13 protein-coding genes are annotated in these 18,775 nt (G+C 71.8%); 6 read left to right on the top strand and 7 right to left on the bottom strand.

Annotated elements, in window-relative coordinates:
* Positions 1-32 precede the first annotated feature (32 nt).
* The 4 genes from ACIBLA_RS06190 (at position 33) to ACIBLA_RS06175 (ending at position 5,763) form a co-directional block, all read left to right on the top strand.
* On the top strand, positions 33-2,681 hold the full coding sequence (locus ACIBLA_RS06190) for a GTPase-associated protein 1-related protein (RefSeq protein WP_399197901.1): 2,649 nt from the start codon (positions 33-35) through the stop codon (positions 2,679-2,681).
* Between the two features lie 196 nt (positions 2,682-2,877).
* Positions 2,878-3,534, top strand: a complete 657-nt coding sequence (locus ACIBLA_RS06185; protein WP_363240842.1) for a tellurium resistance protein — start codon at positions 2,878-2,880, stop codon at positions 3,532-3,534.
* Entirely contained in the window at positions 3,531-4,397 is an 867-nt protein-coding gene (locus ACIBLA_RS06180) for a PP2C family serine/threonine-protein phosphatase (RefSeq protein WP_363240739.1), read from the top strand. The genes ACIBLA_RS06185 and ACIBLA_RS06180 overlap by 4 nt, the downstream gene beginning before the upstream one ends.
* Positions 4,398-4,413: 16 nt before the next feature.
* Positions 4,414-5,763 (top strand): protein kinase, encoded by a 1,350-nt coding sequence (locus tag ACIBLA_RS06175; protein ID WP_363240740.1) that lies wholly within the window; start codon positions 4,414-4,416, stop codon positions 5,761-5,763.
* 60 nt (positions 5,764-5,823) lie between these two features.
* On the opposite strand, the gene ACIBLA_RS06170 is transcribed toward ACIBLA_RS06175, so the two are convergent.
* Genes ACIBLA_RS06170 through ACIBLA_RS06160 form a run of 3 tightly spaced genes read right to left on the bottom strand, consistent with a single transcriptional unit; the run spans position 5,824 to position 10,153 of the window.
* The gene (locus tag ACIBLA_RS06170; protein WP_399197900.1) at positions 5,824-8,028 is read right to left on the bottom strand and encodes a hypothetical protein; all 2,205 of its coding nucleotides are present in this window, start codon (positions 8,026-8,028) and stop codon (positions 5,824-5,826) included.
* Positions 8,029-8,069: 41 nt separating this feature from the next.
* Positions 8,070-8,588, bottom strand: coding sequence for a hypothetical protein (locus ACIBLA_RS06165; RefSeq protein ID WP_363240742.1), 519 nt, complete (start codon positions 8,586-8,588; stop codon positions 8,070-8,072).
* Positions 8,585-10,153, bottom strand: a complete 1,569-nt coding sequence (locus tag ACIBLA_RS06160) for a hypothetical protein (protein ID WP_399197899.1) — start codon at positions 10,151-10,153, stop codon at positions 8,585-8,587. Before ACIBLA_RS06160 ends, ACIBLA_RS06165 begins: the two co-directional genes overlap by 4 nt.
* Positions 10,154-10,414: 261 nt before the next feature.
* Here ACIBLA_RS06160 and ACIBLA_RS06155 point away from each other — a divergent pair, with 261 nt between their 5' ends.
* The gene (locus tag ACIBLA_RS06155) at positions 10,415-11,176 is read left to right on the top strand and encodes a cupin domain-containing protein (protein WP_399197898.1); all 762 of its coding nucleotides are present in this window, start codon (positions 10,415-10,417) and stop codon (positions 11,174-11,176) included.
* A 338-nt stretch (positions 11,177-11,514) separates the two neighbouring features.
* Positions 11,515-14,784, top strand: coding sequence for a family 78 glycoside hydrolase catalytic domain (locus ACIBLA_RS06150; protein WP_399197897.1), 3,270 nt, complete (start codon positions 11,515-11,517; stop codon positions 14,782-14,784).
* A gap of 64 nt (positions 14,785-14,848) precedes the next feature.
* Here ACIBLA_RS06150 and ACIBLA_RS06145 read toward each other — a convergent pair whose 3' ends face one another.
* From ACIBLA_RS06145 to rhaS, 4 genes are read right to left on the bottom strand one after another with little or no spacing between them, the layout of a single operon-like run.
* Positions 14,849-15,904 carry a LacI family DNA-binding transcriptional regulator gene (locus ACIBLA_RS06145; RefSeq protein WP_399197896.1) on the bottom strand — a complete coding sequence of 352 codons (1,056 nt, stop codon included), beginning with the start codon at positions 15,902-15,904 and terminating at the stop codon, positions 14,849-14,851.
* Positions 15,904-17,334: an arabinose isomerase gene (locus tag ACIBLA_RS06140; protein WP_399197895.1), complete on the bottom strand. Its 1,431-nt coding sequence runs from the start codon at positions 17,332-17,334 to the stop codon at positions 15,904-15,906. The genes ACIBLA_RS06145 and ACIBLA_RS06140 overlap by 1 nt, the downstream gene beginning before the upstream one ends.
* Before the next feature lie 15 nt (positions 17,335-17,349).
* Entirely contained in the window at positions 17,350-17,670 is a 321-nt protein-coding gene (locus ACIBLA_RS06135; protein WP_363240747.1) for an L-rhamnose mutarotase, read from the bottom strand.
* Between the two features lie 10 nt (positions 17,671-17,680).
* On the bottom strand, positions 17,681-18,766 hold the full coding sequence (gene rhaS, locus ACIBLA_RS06130) for a rhamnose ABC transporter substrate-binding protein (RefSeq protein ID WP_363240748.1): 1,086 nt from the start codon (positions 18,764-18,766) through the stop codon (positions 17,681-17,683).
* Positions 18,767-18,775 lie beyond the last annotated feature (9 nt).

The raw sequence follows: 18,775 nt of genomic DNA, 5'->3' as shown, positions 1-18,775 counted from the left end.
CGGTCCGCCGAGACGGTTGGTCAGAATATGGCATGGTCATCCGCCGTCTCAGCTACCTCCTCGACCGGGAGCCGGACACCGGCAGCGTCCGCCTTCAGCCGCTCCGGCCGCCGGAAGGGACGCTGTCGGCGGGCTCGGGCTCGGTCTCGGGTTCAGAGGGCGGGGCGTCCGAGGGAGGGGCGTCGGAGGATCTGCTCGCGCAGGTCGAGCAGGTCATCGCCCTCACCCATCGCCGGACCCCGGACGGAGCCCTGAGCTGCAGTCGCCTCCCGGCCGGCGGCAGTCTCCTCTGCAACGGGCGTACGGAAGGTGAACACCCCGACGCGCAAAGGCAGTTCGTCGATGCCGTGCACCTCCCGGCCGGTGCCGCCGGGTTCGACCGGGTATGGCCGATCGACACCTGGCGCTCCCGCTCCTGGAACAGCCCGGCACCCGCCGACGGAGACCTGCTGCCCGCGCCGGAAGGGCATTTCGACCGTCAGTCGCTCGTCCGGTTCGCCCGTGAACACGCAGCGCGCGTCGCACCGTTCCTCGCCGACGTACGACGCCTCTGGGCCGACCCCGCGGGCCGGCAGATCGTCATCGCCGAACAGGACCCCGAGACGGTCGCCCACTGGATCGCCCTCGCCTGCGCGTCGCTGCCCGAACAGCGCGCCAGGGAGCTGACGTTCGTCACCCGCGCCGACGAACCGCGTGACGCGCCGCAGCAGATCATCGGGATCGGTCCTGACGCTTCCTTCGACCGGCACGACCCGCTGCTGGTCGAGCACCTGTACCGGGTCCACGACGGCCTCGGCGGACCGGGCAGTCCCTACGTCCCCGATTCCTGGGCCGAGCTGACGGCCGCGCTGTGGCAGGCCGGCACCCCGCCGACGGCTTCGGCAGCAGGTACGGCGGAGGCCGACGACCCGTTCGCCCCCGCGTCGCTCGCGCGCCAACTCCTGCGGATGGGAACGGCGTCGGGGGACGGGCTGACCGCACTCCACGGGGATTCCCTGCCCGCCGTCATCGACACGCTCGCGTCGGCCGCCGAGGACCAGACCCAAGGCTCCCCGGCCATCGAGGAGTTGACCCGCGTCTGCCAGGAGCTCGGCAAGCACTGCGCCGAAAGCGTCACCGACCCGCTGGCCCTGGCCCTGGCCCGCCGACGGCTCGCCGCCGCGCTCGACCAGGACACGAAACTCCGGCACGACCCCCTCGTCGGCCTGCCCCTCGGCGAGTCGGCACAACGGTCCCTGCGCGCCGAGTTCGGCCCCCGCTTCGACAAGGGCCTGGCGCGCCGACTGCGCGGCCCGGTCTCCGCCTGGGCGGGACCGCTGCATCTCGCGCTGGTCCTGCACGGCCACCAGGGCCCCGGCGTCGAGGACGCGGTGAACAAGCTGGTTCGCGTGCTGCTCCAGCCCCGTGGTCCCGAGAGTGCCGACGCCGTCGCCGTACTGAAGAGCGTGGGCCACCAAGGGCTGAACCGGCTCGTCCTGGCGAAGATCGCCGTCGAGACCACGGGCCGGCGGAGCCATCTCCTGCGGGAGTTGCTGATGTCGCCCCAGGGCGAGTGGGTACGGTCCCACAGCGACGTCGCTCCGCCCTCCGTGCGCCTGGTCGAGCTGGCCGTACGGTGGAGCGGGCCGCCGCACCACCTGCGCGGGATCGGCCTGTTCACGAAACTCGCCGAACCGGCCCCGGGCGCGGCCGGGTCCGTCGCGACGGACCCGCCGACACTGGAGACCCTGTGGGGGCTGGTCTGGGGGGCCGGGCAGCCGGAGCGGGGGGAGTTTCCCCATATCGTCCGTGTCTGCGGCGCGGAGGCGATTCTCGCCGCCGGTCTCGGCACGCGGTTCCTGGCCTGGCTCACCGCGCCCGGCCGGTTCGACCGCGAGCTGGTCGACTTCGCGCACGCGATCCACCGTCGGGCGGAGCTGACCGGACGGGAGCGTGCCACCACCCAACTGCTCGTCGTCGCCGACAACTTCGCGCGGACGAGCGGCTCACCCAGGGACGTCGTGGACCGCGTCGGCGAGCTGCGCCGGGCGGGCTCGCCGGTGGACGCGCCGCTGTGGGACGGCGTCCAGCAGATGCTCGCCCGCGGCTTCGCCGGTCTCTCACCGCACGATCTCTACCAGTCGGGCGCCCTGTCGTTCCTCGCCAACGCCGAACCGTCGTTGCAGCACCACTACCGGGCCGCCGTCCAGGCCGAGTTCAGGGACGACGCCAAGGTGAGCCGCATGGCCACGCAGCCGGACGTCGTCGCCGATCTCTTCTTCGTCTGGCGCAAGGAACTGACCAGGTCCTCCCGGGAATGGCACACCACGGTCGAGGAGTTGCTGCGCGGGACCCTCGGCGTGGTGCTGGGCCGGATGAACGACGAACAGCGCAGCGCCGTCGCCACCCGGCTGGTGGGACGGTCGAACAACTGGCTCCAGAGCTGGCTGCGTTGGACGAACGAACTGGCCGGCGGCGGCCGGGACACCCAGATTCCGGGCGCCCCCGCCGCGTACCCACCGGGACAGGGGCACGGTCAGGGACACGGGCACGGTCAGGGCCACGGGCACGGGAACGGCCCTCGCCCCGCGCCGCCGACCCCTCACGTCCCCGGTCAACCGCCACCGCAGCGGCCCGGCGAGCTGCCTGCCGTACCGCCGCGGTACCCGCCCGGATACTCGCCGTCGCACCCGCCGCGCTGACCGGAGGGCGCTGTCAATATCCCTGCTCAACACACCTACCGACGGGCCCTCAACTAGGCTTTCCACCACCGCTTTTCAGCGGCACAGCACATCAGCACAGCACCGCACCACACAGGCAGAACCAGGCGTGCGCGAATGGGACGCCTCGGGGGAGAGGACCAGCGTGACCATCATTCTCGACGTGCCCGGCGGCAGTATGGCCAGCCGCCCGGCACACTTCATCTGGATGCTCGACTGCTCGGGCTCCATGGGAGTGAACGGCAAGATCGGCGAATTGAACTTCGCCATTCGTGAGGCCATTCCGGAGATGCAGCAGGCCGCCCAGTCCAACCCGGCCGCCTCTCTGGTCGTCCGCGCCATCTCCTTCGCGAGCGGCGCGAGTTGGCACATCCAGGAGCCCACCCCGGTGGACCGGTTCACCTGGGACGACGTCCACACCTACGGGGCCACGGACATGGGCGCCGCCTTCCGTATGGCCGCCGCGGCCCTCCAGACCCCGCCGATGCCGCAGCGCGCCCTGCCCCCCGTACTCGCCCTGGTCTCCGACGGCCAGCCGACCGACGACTGGCGCTCGGGACTGCGCGCCATCGACGACACGCCGTGGGGCAAGCGGGCCGTGCGGGTCGCCGTCGCGATCGGCGACGACGCGGACAAGAGCATGCTCAAGGAATTCCTCGGCAATCCCGAACTCGAACCACTGCTCGCCAAGAATCCCCGCCAACTGGCCGCCGCCATCCGCTGGATGTCCACGGCGGTGGTGAAGGAGGCGTCGGCGCCGAAGATCGAGGACGCCGCGCCGGCGAATGTCTCGCCCGTCGTGCCGCTGACCAAGGACGAGACCGACATCTGGTGAACGCCACCGGGACATCCACCGTGGCGTGGGAACTCCTCGACGGGGGAGTCAAAGGGGTCGCCAAGAAGTACAGCCAGGACCGGGGCAGGGCGCTCACCACGGCGGACGGCCGTGCCGTCGTGCTGGCCGTCGCCGACGGCCACGGGTCGCGCGCGCACTTCCGCAGCGAGCTGGGCGCCGGCTGGGCCGTGGAGGCGTTCACCTCCTGCGCGCGGGTGTACGCGCACGAGGTCGTACGACGTGGGGACGACGAGGCGAACTGGGCGAGGCTGCGCGCCGAGGCCCGCACGCTCCCGCAGCAGGTCGTGCACGCCTGGCGCCGCCGCGTCCTGATGCAGGAGGCCAACTCCCCGGCGCACGGCGGGTCCACTCCCGAGCCCGACCTCGCCGTCTACGGCAGCACCCTGATAGGCGTCGTGCTCACCGAACGCCTGCTGGTCTGCTGGCAGTTGGGGGACGGCGACATCGTCCTCGTCGACGAGGACGGCACCACCCACATGCCCCTCCACACCGGCCCAGACATGGGTGACGAGACGGAATCGCTCTGCGAGCCCGAGGCGTGGCGCAAGGCGCGGCTGCACTGGCAGCCCCTCACCGGCGGCCCGCCGCCCGGCGTACTGATCTCCACCGACGGACTCTCCAAGAGCTTCGCCGACCACGAAGGGTTCCTGGCCTTCGCCTCCGGGGTGCGGTCGAGCGCCGCGTCCCACGGCGTCGCGGCGGTCCAGGCCCAACTGCCCGACTGGCTGGGCCACGCGGCGAAATACTCCGGGGACGACGCGACGCTGGCGGGCGCCTTCCCGGCGGCCGGCCCCGGCATCGCGCACCCCCAGCCTCACCATCCTCACACGGACACGCACTGAAGCAGAGAGGTACAGCATGGCGAACGGCATGCTCGCGGCCGGACAGACCCTGGTCACCGAGGCCGGCGACCGGGTCACGGTCGCCGAGCTATTCGGCTCGGGCGGCCAGGGCGAGGTCTACCGGGTCCGGACGCCGCACGGCGATCGGGCCGTGAAGTGGTACTACCCGCAACTCGCGGACGCCCGGCAGCGGCAGATCCTCGAAGGGCTCATCCACCACGGCTGGGGCGACGACCGGTTCCTGTGGCCGCAGACGGTCGTGATGGACCCGGACGCGTCGTACCCCGGTTTCGGCTATCTGATGGACGTACGGCCCCAGCGCTTCCACGACCTGCCCGCGCTGTTCCGCCGTGACCCGTCGGTGGCGGCGACCACGCTGCGTACGCTCGTCGCCGCCGCGCTGCACACCGTCGAGGCCTATTTCACCCTGCACTCCAAGGGCATCGCCTACCGCGACATCAACTGGGGCAACATCTTCTTCGACCCGGCCACCGGCGATGTGCTGGTCTGCGACAACGACAACGCGGTGGTGGACGGAGAAGCCGCCGCCGTCGCCGGGACGATGGACTTCATGGCGCCCGAGCTGGTGCGCGGCGACAAGGGCGCGCAGCCCGGCATCCAGACCGACCTGCACTCGCTCGCCGTGCTGCTGTTTCTGCTCCTGATGAACCATCACCCGCTCGACGGCGCACAGGCGTTGCAGATCCGCTGCATGGACGAGGCGGCCAAGCGCAAGATGTACGGCACCCACCCGCTGTTCATCTACGACCCCGCCGACACCGGCAACCGGCCGGTGCCCGGCGAGCATCCGACCGTCATCGCGACGTGGGGTGCGCTGCCGAAGATCCTGCGCGACCTGTTCGTCAAGACCTTCACCCAGGGGCTCACCACACCCTCGATGCGGGTCCGTGAGTCGCAGTGGCGGGACGCGCTGAGCCGGGTACTCGACGCGATCACCGAGTGCGTGTCCTGCGGCCGGCAGAACATGACCCAGCCCGACGGCCCCGCGCCCGACTGCTGGAAGTGCGGCAAGACCGTACAACTGCCCCCGAAGCTCGAAGTCGTCACCGGCCGCGGCACCCTGCGCACCCGCCGGGGTATCCGGCTCGACCCGAAGGCGCGGGTGTACGCGCACCACCTGGTCGACGACCCGGAGCGGCACGACTTCACCGCCGTGGTGGGCGAGATGACCGAACACCCGCAGCAGCGCGGCCGGTTCGGCCTCACCAACCGCACGTCGCTCGACTGGACGGTCCGCCGCGACGACGGCACCGTCCAGGAGGTCGGCCCCGGCCGCACCGTGGCGCTGCGCCCCGGCCTGCTGCTGGAGTTCGGCGGCGGCACGGAGGCGGAGGTACACGCTTAGGCCCTGCCGTCAGGTGCCGGACGGGCCGCGAGGGCCCGACCGGCACCTGACGAGCGGCTCCTAACCGCCGGAGCGCGGGCGCCAGCGGCGCCACCACGGGCGGCCACGTGGAGCGCCGCCGCTGTTCCAGGGCGTCCACGGGAGTGACAGCAGCGCGAGGGCGCGGCTGTTCCGGGGCGGCTGAGGCGGCGGTTCGGGTACATGGGGCAGGGACGTCGTCGCCGGGACCGTGGGGATCGACACCGCGTCCGGACGGGGGACCGCGCTCACCTCGACGCGGCACGGCCGGCCGCTCAGCGGGATCTCGACGCGCCCCTCGGCCAGGTAACGGCTGCGGGCCACCCGCGTCTCCTGCCGTCGGCCCTCCTGCTCCCACACCACCAGGACCAGGACCGCGGGCTCGGGCCAGCGGAACCGCAGCTCCGCCCTGCCCGGTGCGACACGCCGGGCTGTCAAGTCCTCGACCGCCCCCGGTCGTTCGACCAGCACGCTCGGCCCGGCCACGGCCCTGTCGCCGAGCACGCTCACCGCCGTCATCCGGATCCGGGACCGTGCCTCCGGCAGCACACTCACCGGCCCCTCACCCGGCGCCGACCGTGCGGCCGGGGTGCCTGACACATCGTCACCCGACGCCATGGGCTGGCCCGGCCACTCCACCAGACGGCCGTTCCCGCGCACCGGGGGACGCCAGTCGATCGTCACGGTGCCGTCTTCCAGCCGCCGCACGGTCACGTCCTCCACCGGCGACGGCCATTCGACGGACGTCGCCGCGAGCCGCAGACCCGGCGACCACACCAACTCCCCGCCGTCGCCCGGCAGACCGGGAACGGCCGGATAGCCGCAGGAGATCTCGTACAGATACGTTCCCGGCAGCAGCGGGCGGTCCACGAACCCCTTCCGCCCGGCCGGCACCGGCAGCCCGTCGACCGGCACACCGTCCGTCGGCTGCCCGGGCGGGCCCGTCCCCCCGGCCCGGCGCGCGGTCGAGCGCACCGCCCGGAACCCCGTGGCCGCCGGATGCGCCCGCCACTCCACCCGTACACCGTCGGGCACCGGCACCGCACGGACCTCCTCCACGTCCGGCACCAGCAGCACGGCACCGGTGACGCGCGGCACGCCCGCCAACTGCCCCCGGCGCAGCGGCAGTACGGCGTACCGCACCCGTCTGCCGATCGGCGCGTCCGGGTCGAGCACCGAGAGGGAGGTGTCCGTGGACGGCACCTCGACGGCCTGCTCCGGTACGCCGTCCGGGAAGCGCAGCACCCGGTACGACACCGGGCCCCCGAGCCGGGAGGTGTCACGCGGCAGCCGCGCGGCCGTCCACGTCAGCGTGACGGCACGCCGCTCGACGCTCACCCGCACCGTCGAGTCGCTGGGCGACGGCGCCTCGGGGGAGTGCCGCTCGTCGGCGAGCAGCGCGGCGGCGCCGAGCAGGCCCGCCATCGCCGCGTCGTCGTCGGCCGCCCGCCGTACGGCCGCCAGCCAGGAGACCGTCGCGGCGCGCAGTTCGCCGAGCCCGCCGAGCCGCCGCGCCTCGTCCATCAGCCGGTCCACGGCCGCCGCCCGGTCGTTCAGCCGGGTCAGGAAGTTCGCCAGCACGTGGTCGGTGGGGTGCGACGGCAGCACGTCGGCGATCCGCAGCGCCTCCCGCAGCCGCTCACCCGGCCAGACCTCGTTGACCGACTCGGCCGCGTCGCGGACCGGTCCCCTGCCCACAAAGCCCGCCGCGACGGCGGACGCCAGCAGCGCGGCGTCCGCGCTGTGCACACCGAGCGCTTCCGCCGCCTCGGCGGTCGGGCCCCCGGCCCGGTCCTTCAGCTCGCGGCACAGCTGCCACAGCACGATCCGGCGCGGCCCCATCGGATCGTCGCGCACGACGGTCTCCATGGTGTCCATCAGCGCCGTCGCCGTACCGGCACGCGGATCGGTCGAGGTGCGCCACCGCTCGGCCGTCTCCTGGATGTGGCGCAGGTCCACCCGCGTCCACGCACGCCCGCGGGCCGGGAACCACAGGCCGTCGAGGATCCGGAACCCGTCGTCCCTCGCCGCTTTCGGCAGGGTCGCGAACACACTGCTCCCGGCCTCGACGGCCGGTCCCCGCAGCAGATCGGCGGCATGCCGGAACCCCAACCGGACGATTACCGAGTCCAGTTCGGCGAAACCGCGCATACCGGGGAACTGCGGCAGGACAGGCAGCGGCAGCCGCCGTGTGTCCGTGCCGTCGCCCGTTCCTTCCGCCCGTGCGCCGGGCCGCCACCGCTCCACGCCGTGTGTCCTCTCGTTCGTCGCGGCTCCAGAGCCTGTCTTCAGCGGGGCGAGGTGTAGAAGTAGATCCGGATGATCGCCGAGTTCGCCGGCTCGCCGAGATCGTGGAAGTCGTCCGTCGCGGTCTTCTTGGAGAACATCTCCGGACGCGCCTTGCTGAGCAGCGAGTTGACGCGGTGCGCGTACTCCGTACCACCCTGGCTGCCACCGAAGGTCAGGACCAGCGCCGCCGTGCGCCCCGGCCACTTCTTCGTGCCCTTGTTGATCTGGGCGACGATGTCCTTGCTCGCGCCGCCCTTCACCCGGATCTGCACCGGCTTCAGCTCCACCGACCTCGGCCCGGCGGGCGACGGTGTCGGCGAGGGGGACGGGGAGTTGGACGGCGACGGCCTGGCCGCCGGGCGGGCGGCCAGCGGGTCCGGCCGGTCCGCCATCGACACCAGGGCGAGCACCAGGACGAGGTCGGCGAAGAGCCAGCCGGCCAGCATGACGACGCCGGGCCGTCCGCCGCGCCGTACCCGTCCGGCCAGTTGGCCCACCCGGCGTACGGGACGGCTCACGGGCCCACCCCGTCCTGCGGCGGATACGGCGGGCGCGACGGTCGCTGCGCGGGGACGCCAGGTGTGGTCGGGGTGTCAGGTCCGGTGGCCGATTCGCCGGGTGAACTCCCGTTCGTCGCGGCACCGTTCGCCCCACCGCTCGCGCCGTTCGGCGAGAGGCGTTCCGTGGGCGTGTCGTACTCGAAACCCGCACCGTACGCCCGCCCGCCCGCGAGCGTCGGCGCGGACGCCGCGTCGGGTACCGAGTGCGGTACGGGGTCGGGTGTCACGCCGTACCCCGTGTCCGGCGGCGCCACGCCCCCGCCCCCGAACCCGGCCTGAGGCACCGTCAGCCCGCGAAGCCCGGTGTCCAGCCGGGCCGCCGCGTCCTGCCAGTGCGCCGCCGCCGCGTCCCAGTGCTCGGTGGCTTCCCGCATCCCGTCGACGGCGTCCTTCGTGCGCCCGGCACTGTCCACCAGTGCCTGCGAGGCACGCTCCGTGGCCTTCGCCACCGTCTCCGACTTCGTCGCCAGCGTCTGCTGCGCGGCGGCGAGCGCCTTCAGCGAGGCCTCCACCGTGTCGCCCGCGGACTTGATCCGGTCGGCGATCCGGCCGGCCGCGGCCTGGTTCTCGGCGCCCGCCTGCGCGGTCGCCGCGTGCCCGCCCCGTACGGCGGCCTCGATACGGTCCGCCGCCGTGCCGAGCTTCGGCAGCTCACCGGTCAGCGCGAGGGCGGCCTTCTCCAGCGACGTGGTCGCGTCCTCCAGCGCCTTCGCGGAGTTGACCAGCGAATTGTGGCTGTGGTCGGCGCGGGACGCCAGCGACTCCATCCGGGTGGCGGCCTTGCTCAGACCGGCCGTGAACTGCTGCGGAGAAGCGGCGCGATGAGGCACGAGCGACAGCTGGATCCGGGTCAGCAGGGATGCCAGCCGGCCCAGCAGAAACTCCTGCTCGCCGTTCAGCCTGGCCTCCACGCGGTCCGCGCGCGAACGGGCGCGGGCGTGCCACACCGACAGCACCACCAGCAGGCTGATCAGCACGACCGCCATCAGCGCCACGTTCTCGAACCGGCCCGACGACGAGAGATGACCGCCGAAGCCCGTCTGCCACAGCTGGAGGAACGGCCGGGTCGCCTCCTTGGGATTCTCCTTGCTCAACTCCCCGTACGCGCGCACCGCTTCCCGCAGCCCGAACCAGGTGATGAGCAGCGGGACGAACACCAGCACGCCCAGCGAGGCCTCCAAGAAGCCCTCACGGACGGGCCGTTGACGCAGCTCGTCGCGCACCGTACGGACGAGCGCCCCGGCGCCCGCCTTGGCCGCCAGTGCCACCCGGAGCTGCGCGTAGAGCGACGCGCGGCGGGCCGGTGGTGGCTCGGCCAGGCTCTCCGGGCGTACGTACGCCTGCACCAGATCCACGTCGGCCCACCGGTCGAGACGTGTCCCCTGCTCCAGGTCATGAGCGAGGTCGATGAGTTCCGCACGGCGCAGTTCGAAGGCGGGCTCGGCGGCGAGGGTCCTCAGCTCCGCCGCCAGTTTCCTCTGCTGTGGGTCCGCCTGCGCCGTGTTGGGTGATGCCTGTGCCAACCCTGTTTCCCCCTGAATCGGGTGTTCCCCGTGAACATGCGCCGTCCTGCGGCGCGGTCGCCCGCCTCGCCGCGACCTTATGGGGGGACGTCCCCGCGATCGCGTTGGTTCCAGGCCGAGTTGAGGATCCCACACGTGGCGGTCCGTCGTGCCCCGATCCCGCCGTACCTGCCGTTGACACGGACAGAGGGCCGATCTACGTTCTCATCCAGACTCAGACAGAAAGCGCTTACTCGACCCGGACCGCCTCGAAGGGGAGTGTTGACGACGTCCCGCACCGGTTCAACCGCAGACACAACCACCGGCACAGCCGCGGGGTTCGCCGGGCTGCCCGGTGCCGTCGCCGTGTCGCACCTGGCCGTGTACGACTGGGAGACCGCCGACGGCCTCCGCGGTGGCACCCCGCATCTGCATCTGACCTGCTCCGAGGGGTACGTCGTGACCGCCGGACGCGGCGCCGTGCAGACCCTCACCGCCGACGGCTTCGCGAGCACCCCGCTGGAGCCGGGCGCCCTGGTCTGGTTCACCCCCGGCACCATCCACCGCCTGGTCAACGAGGACGGTCTGCGGATCGTCGTACTGATGCAGAACAACGGACTCCCCGAGGCCGGGGACGCCGTGCTGACCCTGCCGCCGGAGCACCTGACCGACCCCGAGACGTACGGGCGCCTCGTACGCGTCCCCGAGGGCACCGAGGCCGAGCAGGCGGCGTTCGCTCGGCGACGGCGGGACCTGGCGATCGAGGGGTTCGCGGCGCTGCACGCGGCATGGGACGCCGGGGACGAGAAGCCGCTGCTGGATTTCCACCGGGCGGCGGGCGCACTGGTCCGGCCGAGGCTCGACGACTGGCGGGCGCGGTGGGAGTCCGGCGCGGCGGAGGCCGCGCGGCAGACCGGCGTTCAGCTCGACCGGCTCGCCGACGCGGACGCGTCACATCTCGCCGACGCGCGGGTCCGGGCCCGACTGCCGCAGGCGCGGGGGAAGTTCGGGATGTGCGGGAGGCTCGACACGTACGAGGTGTGAGCGGCACGGGCCGGAGCGGTGCGCCGGCCCGACCGGCACATCGCGGCATCGCCGCACGCCGCACGGCCGCCGGAACGAGCGCCAACGGTCGGACCGGCCGGCGTAGTCCCGCGACGAACCAGGAAGTCGACGAAGAGATCGCCCCACGGGTCGCCGACGAACTCATCGCCGCCTAGGGCAAGGTGCAGCGCACGGCATGAGCGGCCGACGTCCAACCCCCGGCGCCTGACGGCCGTTCGCACCAGCCCCCTGCGCACCTCTTGTGAGCCCTCCAGGATCGGCTCTACGATTCTTGACACGGCGCATGAAACGATTCAATCAAAGGGGCGGGCATGGGCATGGGCTGGACACGCAGAGGTCTCCTCGGCACCTCGGTCGGCGCGGGCGCCGGGTTCGTCTCGTTCGCCGCCGGCCCGGCGGCCTCGGCCGCCACACCCGGCAGCGGCGACGAGCCCCGCGACGGCGAAGGCGGCGGGCTGCGCGTCGTCGCCGCGAAGGTGGAGTACGCGGAACACGTCCTCGGCACCGACAACCCCACGCCCCTCCTCTCCTGGGAGCTGGCGGCCGACGGTCACGGCGCCGGGCAGCGCGCGTACCAGATCAGGGCCGCGACCGACCCCCGTGACCTCGCCCGTGGCCGCCAACTCCTCTGGGACACCGGCAAGGTGACCTCCGGCCGCAGTGTCGCCGTCCCCTACGCGGGGCCCGCGCCGGCGCCCCGTACCCGCTGCCACTGGCAGGTCCGCGTCTGGGACGGTTCCGGCGACGTCTCGCCCTGGAGCACCGCCGGCTGGTGGGAGACCGCACTCGGCGACGAGAAGTGGGGCGCCACATGGATCGGCGCCGACGCCGGCGCGGATCCCCTCACCCTCGAAGGCGCCTCCTGGATCTGGACCGAAGGGGCGACCACCGGCGACGCCCCCGCCGGACCGGCGTGGTTCCGCGCCGCCCTCGACCTCCCCGCAGGCTCCGCCGTCGCGAGCGCGACCTTCGTCGCCACCGCCGACGACGACTTCACCCTCCACATCGGCGGCACACAGGTGGCACACGCGCCCCAGCAGCAGGACGGCTGGCGCACCGGCAGGACCGCCGACGTCACCGAAGCCGTCAAGGCGGCCGGGCAGCGCGTCGTCCTCGCCGCCGTGGCCACCAACCGGGGCGGTGCCTCCGTCAATCCGGGCGGATTCATCGCCCGTCTCCTCGTGGAGACCACCGACGGGCAGACCCGTGAATTCGTCACCTCCGGCGACTGGCTGACCTCCGAGACCGAACAACAGGGATGGCAGCGGCCGGACTTCGACGACAGCGGCTGGACTCCCGCCACGGTCCTCGCCCCCTACGGCGAGGGCCCCTGGGGCGACGGCGTGTCCGTCTCCCTGCCCGAGGCGCCCGCGCCCCTGCTGCGCCGCGAGTTCGCCGTACGCAAGCCGGTCACCCGCGCCCGCCTCTACATCAGCGGACTCGCCTACTACGTCGCCGAGTTGAACGGCGAACCCGTCGGCGAGCAGGTACTCGACCCGGCCTTCACCGACTACGACGAGACCGTCATGTACGCCGTGCACGACGTGACGTCCCTCCTGCGCCGAGGCGACAACGCCATCGGCGTCACCCTCGGCCGTGGCTTCTTCGGCATGACCACCCCCAACGTCTGGAACTGGCACCAACCCCCCTGGCACGGCGAACCCCGCCTCCTGTGCCGACTGGAGGCCGAACACCCGGACGGCACCCGCACCACCGTCGTCTCCGACACCGGCTGGCGCATGACCGAGGGACCCACCCTCACCAACTCCCTCTACGCCGGGGAGACTTACGACGCGCGCCTGGCCCCGGCGGACTGGACCCGGCCCGGCTTCGACGACAGCGCCTGGCGCCACCCGAGTGCCCAATCCGCACCGAAGGGCACCCTCCGCGCCCAGCCGCACGACCCGATCGAGATCATCGACACCATCACACCCACCGGGATCAGCGAACTGCGTCCCGGCGTGTACGTGGTCGACATGGGCCGTACCACCGCCGGCTGGACCCGACTGACCGTCAAAGCGCCCGCCGGGACCACCATTTCGCTCGTCCACGGCGAGAAACTGAAAGACGACGGCAGCGTCCACGCCGAGACCGGACACGTGCCGGGCCGATTCCAGCGCGACGAGTACATCTGCGCGGGCGGCACGGAGCCCGAGGTGTGGGAGCCGTCGTTCTCGTACAAGGGCTTCCGCTACGTCCAGATCGAGGGCCTGCCCGCCCGCCCCGAACCGTCCGACGTGCTCGGCCGGACCGTCCACACCAAGGTCGACGAGGTCAGCGGGTTCTCCTGCTCCGAGCCGTTCTACGAGAAGCTCGACAAGGCGATGCGCCGCACCCTCCTGAACAACCTGCACGGCATCCCGACCGACACCCCCATGTACGAGAAGAACGGCTGGACCGGCGACGCCCAACTCGGCGCACCCACCCTCGCGTACGGCTTCGGCGTCCACCGCTTCCTCGGAAAGTGGCTGGACGACCTGAAGGACAGTCAGAACGCCGACGGACAACTGCCGGTGATCGTCCCCAGCGGTGGCTGGGGTTACGGCGATCTCGGCCCGTCGCCCGAGTGGACCACCGTCTACCCGTTCCTGGTGCGCGAGATGTACCGGGTGTACGGCGACGACCGGATCGCCCGGCAGCACTGGCCCGTCCTGACCCGCTATCTGGACTGGGAGCTGGACCGCCTCGTGGACGGCCTGGCGATCACGGCCCTCGGCGACTACCTGCCGCCCGGCTACGGCGGCAACCCGCCCGAGGACACGCGGCTGACGGCCACCGCCTATCTGCACCGCGCCCTGGTGGACACCGCCGAGATGGGTGAACTCCTCGGCCATGACGCCGTGGCCGAGCGCTACCGCACGGCGGCCGACGGGCTCAAGGCCGCCCTGAACGCGGAATTCCTCAATGACTCCGGGCACTACAGCACCGCGAAGGATCCGGACTACCGCCAGACGTCCAACGCGATCCCGCTCGCCTTCGGCCTCGTCCCCGCCGGCGCCCGTGCCTCCGTCGTGGACAGCCTCGTCGCCGACATCACCGCACGCGGCAACCACCTCAACACCGGCGCGCTGGGCACCAGCGTGCTGCTGCGCGTGCTGTGCGCGCACGGCCACCCGGACGTCGCCCACGCCATCGCCACCCAGCGCACCTACCCGAGTTGGGGCTACTGGTTCGACAACGGCGCCGACACCATGTGGGAGATGTGGCAGCTCGACTCCCGCTCCCGCGACCACTACTTCCAGGGCACCGTCGCCCAGTGGCTGTACGAGAACGTCGCGGGTCTGCGCCCCGGCGACGACGGCTACCGCACCTTCACCGTCCGCCCCGACGCCCGCACCGGGGTCAGCTGGGCCCGTACCTCGATCCGTACGGTGCGCGGACCGGCCTCGGTCGCCTGGTCCAAGGTCGGCCGTGATCTGCGGCTGACCGTGAAGGTACCGGTCGGAGCGAGCGCCGAGATCCATGTGCCCGCCGACAGCAGGGACAAGGTGACCGCCCCGAAGGGCGCCACGTACGTCCGTGCGGAGCCCGGCTTCCAGGTGTACCGCGCCGGGCACGGCGCGTGGGACTTCGTGGCCCGCGGCTGACGAGATGAGGGAGGGGGCCGGACCACCCGTGGCCCGGCCGCCCTCCCGGCACCGTGAAGCGGCGTCAGCCCCGCTGCCCCTGCCCCTGACCCTGCCCGCCCCCGGAGCGCGGCATCGACGACTCCCGTACCACCAACTCCGGCTGGAGCACGATCCGTTGATGCCGATGCTCCGCCGCCGACTCGCCGGTCTCCTCGATCAGCAGCTCCGCCGCCAGCCGCCCCATCTGCGACGCCGGCTGGCGCACCGATGTGAGCGGCACCGCCGCCGCCGACGCGAACTCGATGTCGTCGTACCCCACGAGCGCCATCTCGTCCGGCACCGCCACCCCCGCCCCGTACATCGACTGGAGCACCCCGAGAGCCAGCAGATCGTTCGCACAGAACACCGCGCTCGGCCTGCTGTGCAGCCCCAGCAGCCGCGCCCCCGAGTCACGCCCCGCCGACACGTCCAACCGCGCCGCCTCCACCACCCGCAGCCGGTCCGCCGGCACCCCGGCCTCCTCCAGCGCCAGCAGTGCGCCCGCACGCCGGTCCCGGCACTGAGCGAGATGCAGCGGCCCGGACACATACGCGATGTCGGTGTGCCCCTGCGCCAGGAGGTGACGCATCGCCAGCGCCCCGCCGGTGACATCGTCCACGGACACCGAACATCCCTCGGTGCTCGGCACCACCCGGTCCACGAACACGAACGGGATGTCCTGGCGCCGGAAACTCTCCAGGTTCCGGCCCGTCTCGTCGGTCGGTGTGATCAGCACGCCGCGCACCCGCTGCTCGCTGAACAGCCCCAGATACTCCGCCTCCTCGCTGCTGCTCTGCGCGCTGTTGCAGAGCATCACACCGAGCCCGGACTGCCGGGCCACCCGCTCGGCGCCGGTCGCCACGTCCACGAAGAACGGGTTGGCCATGTCGAGCACCAGCAGCGCGATGATGCGGCTGCGGCCCGCCCGCAGATGGCGGGCCGACTCGCTCCGTACGTAGCCCAGACGCTCGATGGTGGACAGCACCCTCGCCCGCGTCTCCTCGGCCACGGAGTCCGGCCGGTTGATCACGTTCGACACCGTGCCGACCGAGACGCCCGCCACCCGGGCGACGTCCTTGATACCCACCGCTTGCGCCATCAGTCAGTGACCTCCACCAGCTCCAGACCGCTCAGACCGCCCAATGCGCGCAGCTCCGGAATGATGTCGCCGGTGGCGAGCGCCCAGTGGTGCCCCACTCCGCTCGCACTCCACGCGTCGGTCCACTCGCCCGGGTCGCGGCCGAAGTCGACACGCGATGTGGTGTTGCCGATTTCCAGCAGCGGGCCTTCGACCACCTTACCCACCGCCGCGACCAGCCTGTAACGACCGTCCCTGGACTGGCCCAGTCCCAGCAGCGTCACCGGGCCCGGCCGTACGTCGCACTCCACGGACACGCCCCAGCCGCGTTTGCCGTGGAAGACACCGAGGCCGCGCAGGACCGGACGGCGTGCGCAGACGGTCAGGTTGGCGGGCCCGTCGTGGCCCATCTCGACCACGCCGTCCCGGAAGTTCAGCGCCTGGAGCTCCGTGAAGGTGCCGCCGGCGCCCAGCCGGTCCGTGATCAGCATGGCGAGTGACGTGCGCAGCTCGTACTCCCCGCAGGCCGGCACGGATCGCGCCGTCAGGAGCGAGGAGCCGAGGATCATGCCCGCGCCAAGGCGTTCATGGATCTCACCCTCCAGCCCCCGGTGGTAGTACGCCAGCGAGTCGAGACCGAAGTCGTCCACCAGCCGGTCGAGCCCGACCGACACCCTGGCCGCCCACACCAGGTCCTCCTCGACGACGGAGTCCGCGATCTCGAACGCCGCGCGGGTCTCGGCCAGCTTCGCCGTCACCGCCGCGTCGTCGGCCTTCATGGCCCGTACGCGCAGATCGTCGAACTCCAGGACCTCCACATGGCCGCCCAGATTGGCCGGCACCATCGTCAGGTCCGTCGACACGTCGTACATCCCCGGATACAGATGCCCCATCAGTCCGTGCCGGCCCGTGCGCAGCGCACCGCGCACCCCGGCCGCCCTGATCCACCGGCCGATCCGCTGCCACGCCCGCTCGTCCTCCAGATACCCGGAGACGGAACGGAAGGGCACCCCGACGCGCTCGAACGCGTTCGCCATCTCCGGCAGGGGACAGGCTCCGCAGTAGGCCAGCCACTCACCGGTACCGAACGTCGCGTGGTCCATCGCCTCGGTCGGCTGGAGGTTGATCAGCAGCACGGGCGCCCCGCTGCGCTGGGCAACGGGCACGAGCATGGTCGCCGTCATGTAGGTGGTGAGGAACCCGACGATCAGATCGCAGTCGGCGGCGCGCAGCTTCTCGGCCGCCGCCGCGCCCTCCTCGGCGTCGGAGATGAACCCGACGTCCACGACGTCGGCATCGAACTCCGCCAGACGGGCCGTCACCCGCCGCGCGGACCGCCTGAGTTGGGGAAGCAGTTGGGGGAACTGGGGCCAGTACGCGCCGAGCCCGCCGGAGACGAGGCCGATCCGGGTACGTCGAGGGGTGGTTGGTGTGGTCGTGGTGCTGCTCAATGCCCTCTCCTCAAATCAGTCCAGGTGGAAGACCTCGGTCAGCGGCACCATCGCGTCGTCCGGTCCGGCGCCGTCCAGTGCTTCGAAGTACGGCGCCATCTCCGCCTGCCAGCGGGCGTTGACGTCCGTCGCGGCCATCGCCGCCCGCGCGGCGGCGAAGTCGTCGGTCACCAGATAGCCCACCAACAGCCCGTCGTCGCGGAGAAAGAGCGAGTAGTCGCGCCACCCGGATTCGCTGAGCGCCGCGAGCATCTCGGGCCACACGGCCGTATGACGCTCGCGGTACTCGGGCAGCCGCTCCTGCCTGACCTTCAGCAGAAAGCACACGCGCTCCACGGTCGCGGCCTCAGAAGTCGAAGTCGCCGATGTTCTTCGCGTCGAAGACCGTCGGCGGGCCGAGGATGATCTCGCCGTCCTTGCCGATCGTGTACTCACCCAGGTCGCCGGCCGTGAACTTCTCGCCCTCGGCCCCGGTGATCTGCCCCGACGCCAGCGCCGCCGCCGCGTACGTGCCGAGGTAGCCGAGCTTCTTCGGGTCCCACAGCGAGAACTGGTCGAGCGTGCCGTTCTCGATGTACTTGCGCATCTGGTTGGGCGTGCCGAGGCCGTTCAGGACGACCTTCCCCTTGTAGGAGGAGTCGCCGATGTAGCGTGCCGCCGCCGCGATGCCGACCGTCGTCGGCGAGATGATCCCCTTCAGGTTCGGGTACGCCTTGAGGAGTCCCTGCGTCTCCTGGAAGGACTTCTGGTCCTGGTCGTCGCCGTACGCGACCTTGACCAGCTTCATGTCCTTGTACTCGGGCTTCGTCAGCTCGTCCTTCATGAACTCGATCCAGGTGTTCTGGTTCGTCGCGTTCTGCGTCGCCGACAGGATCGCGATCTCGCCCTTGTGGCCGAGCTGTTCGGCGATGTTGCGGACCTGGCTGCGGCCGATCTCCTCGGAGCTGGCCTGGTTGATGAACAGCTGGCGGCAGTCCTTGGCGGTGTCGGAGTCGTACGCGACCACCTTGATGTCCTGCTTCATCGCCTGCTTGAGCGGGCCACACACCGCGTTGGGGTCGTTCGCCGCGATGAGGATCGCGTCCTGCCGCTGCTGGATGAGGGTGTTGATGTACGACACCTGGGACGAGGCCTTCGCGTTGGAGGGCCCGACCTCCTTGCCGGTGGCACCGATCTCCCCGGCGGCGGCGATGCCCGCGTCGTCGACGATCTTCTCGTACGGGTTGTTGATCTGCTTGGGCAGGAAGGCGATCTTCAGGCCCTTCTTCAGCGGGGCGTCCGGATTCGCCTTGCTGTCACCCGACTTGGCGGGTGCGTCGTCCTTGACGGAGTCCTTGGTGGTGCCCGAGCAGCCGGTCACGGCGAGCGTCAGGGCACAGAGCGCGGCGGATACGGTGACGGCGCGGCGTCGGGTGCGGGCCTGCGACAGCATGGTGGGTGC

The organism is Streptomyces sp. NPDC050433, from assembly GCF_044458565.1.
GTDB lineage: Bacteria > Actinomycetota > Actinomycetes > Streptomycetales > Streptomycetaceae > Streptomyces.
The sequence above is the reverse complement of the archived record's forward strand: the minus strand, read 5'-3'. Positions and strand labels throughout refer to the sequence as shown.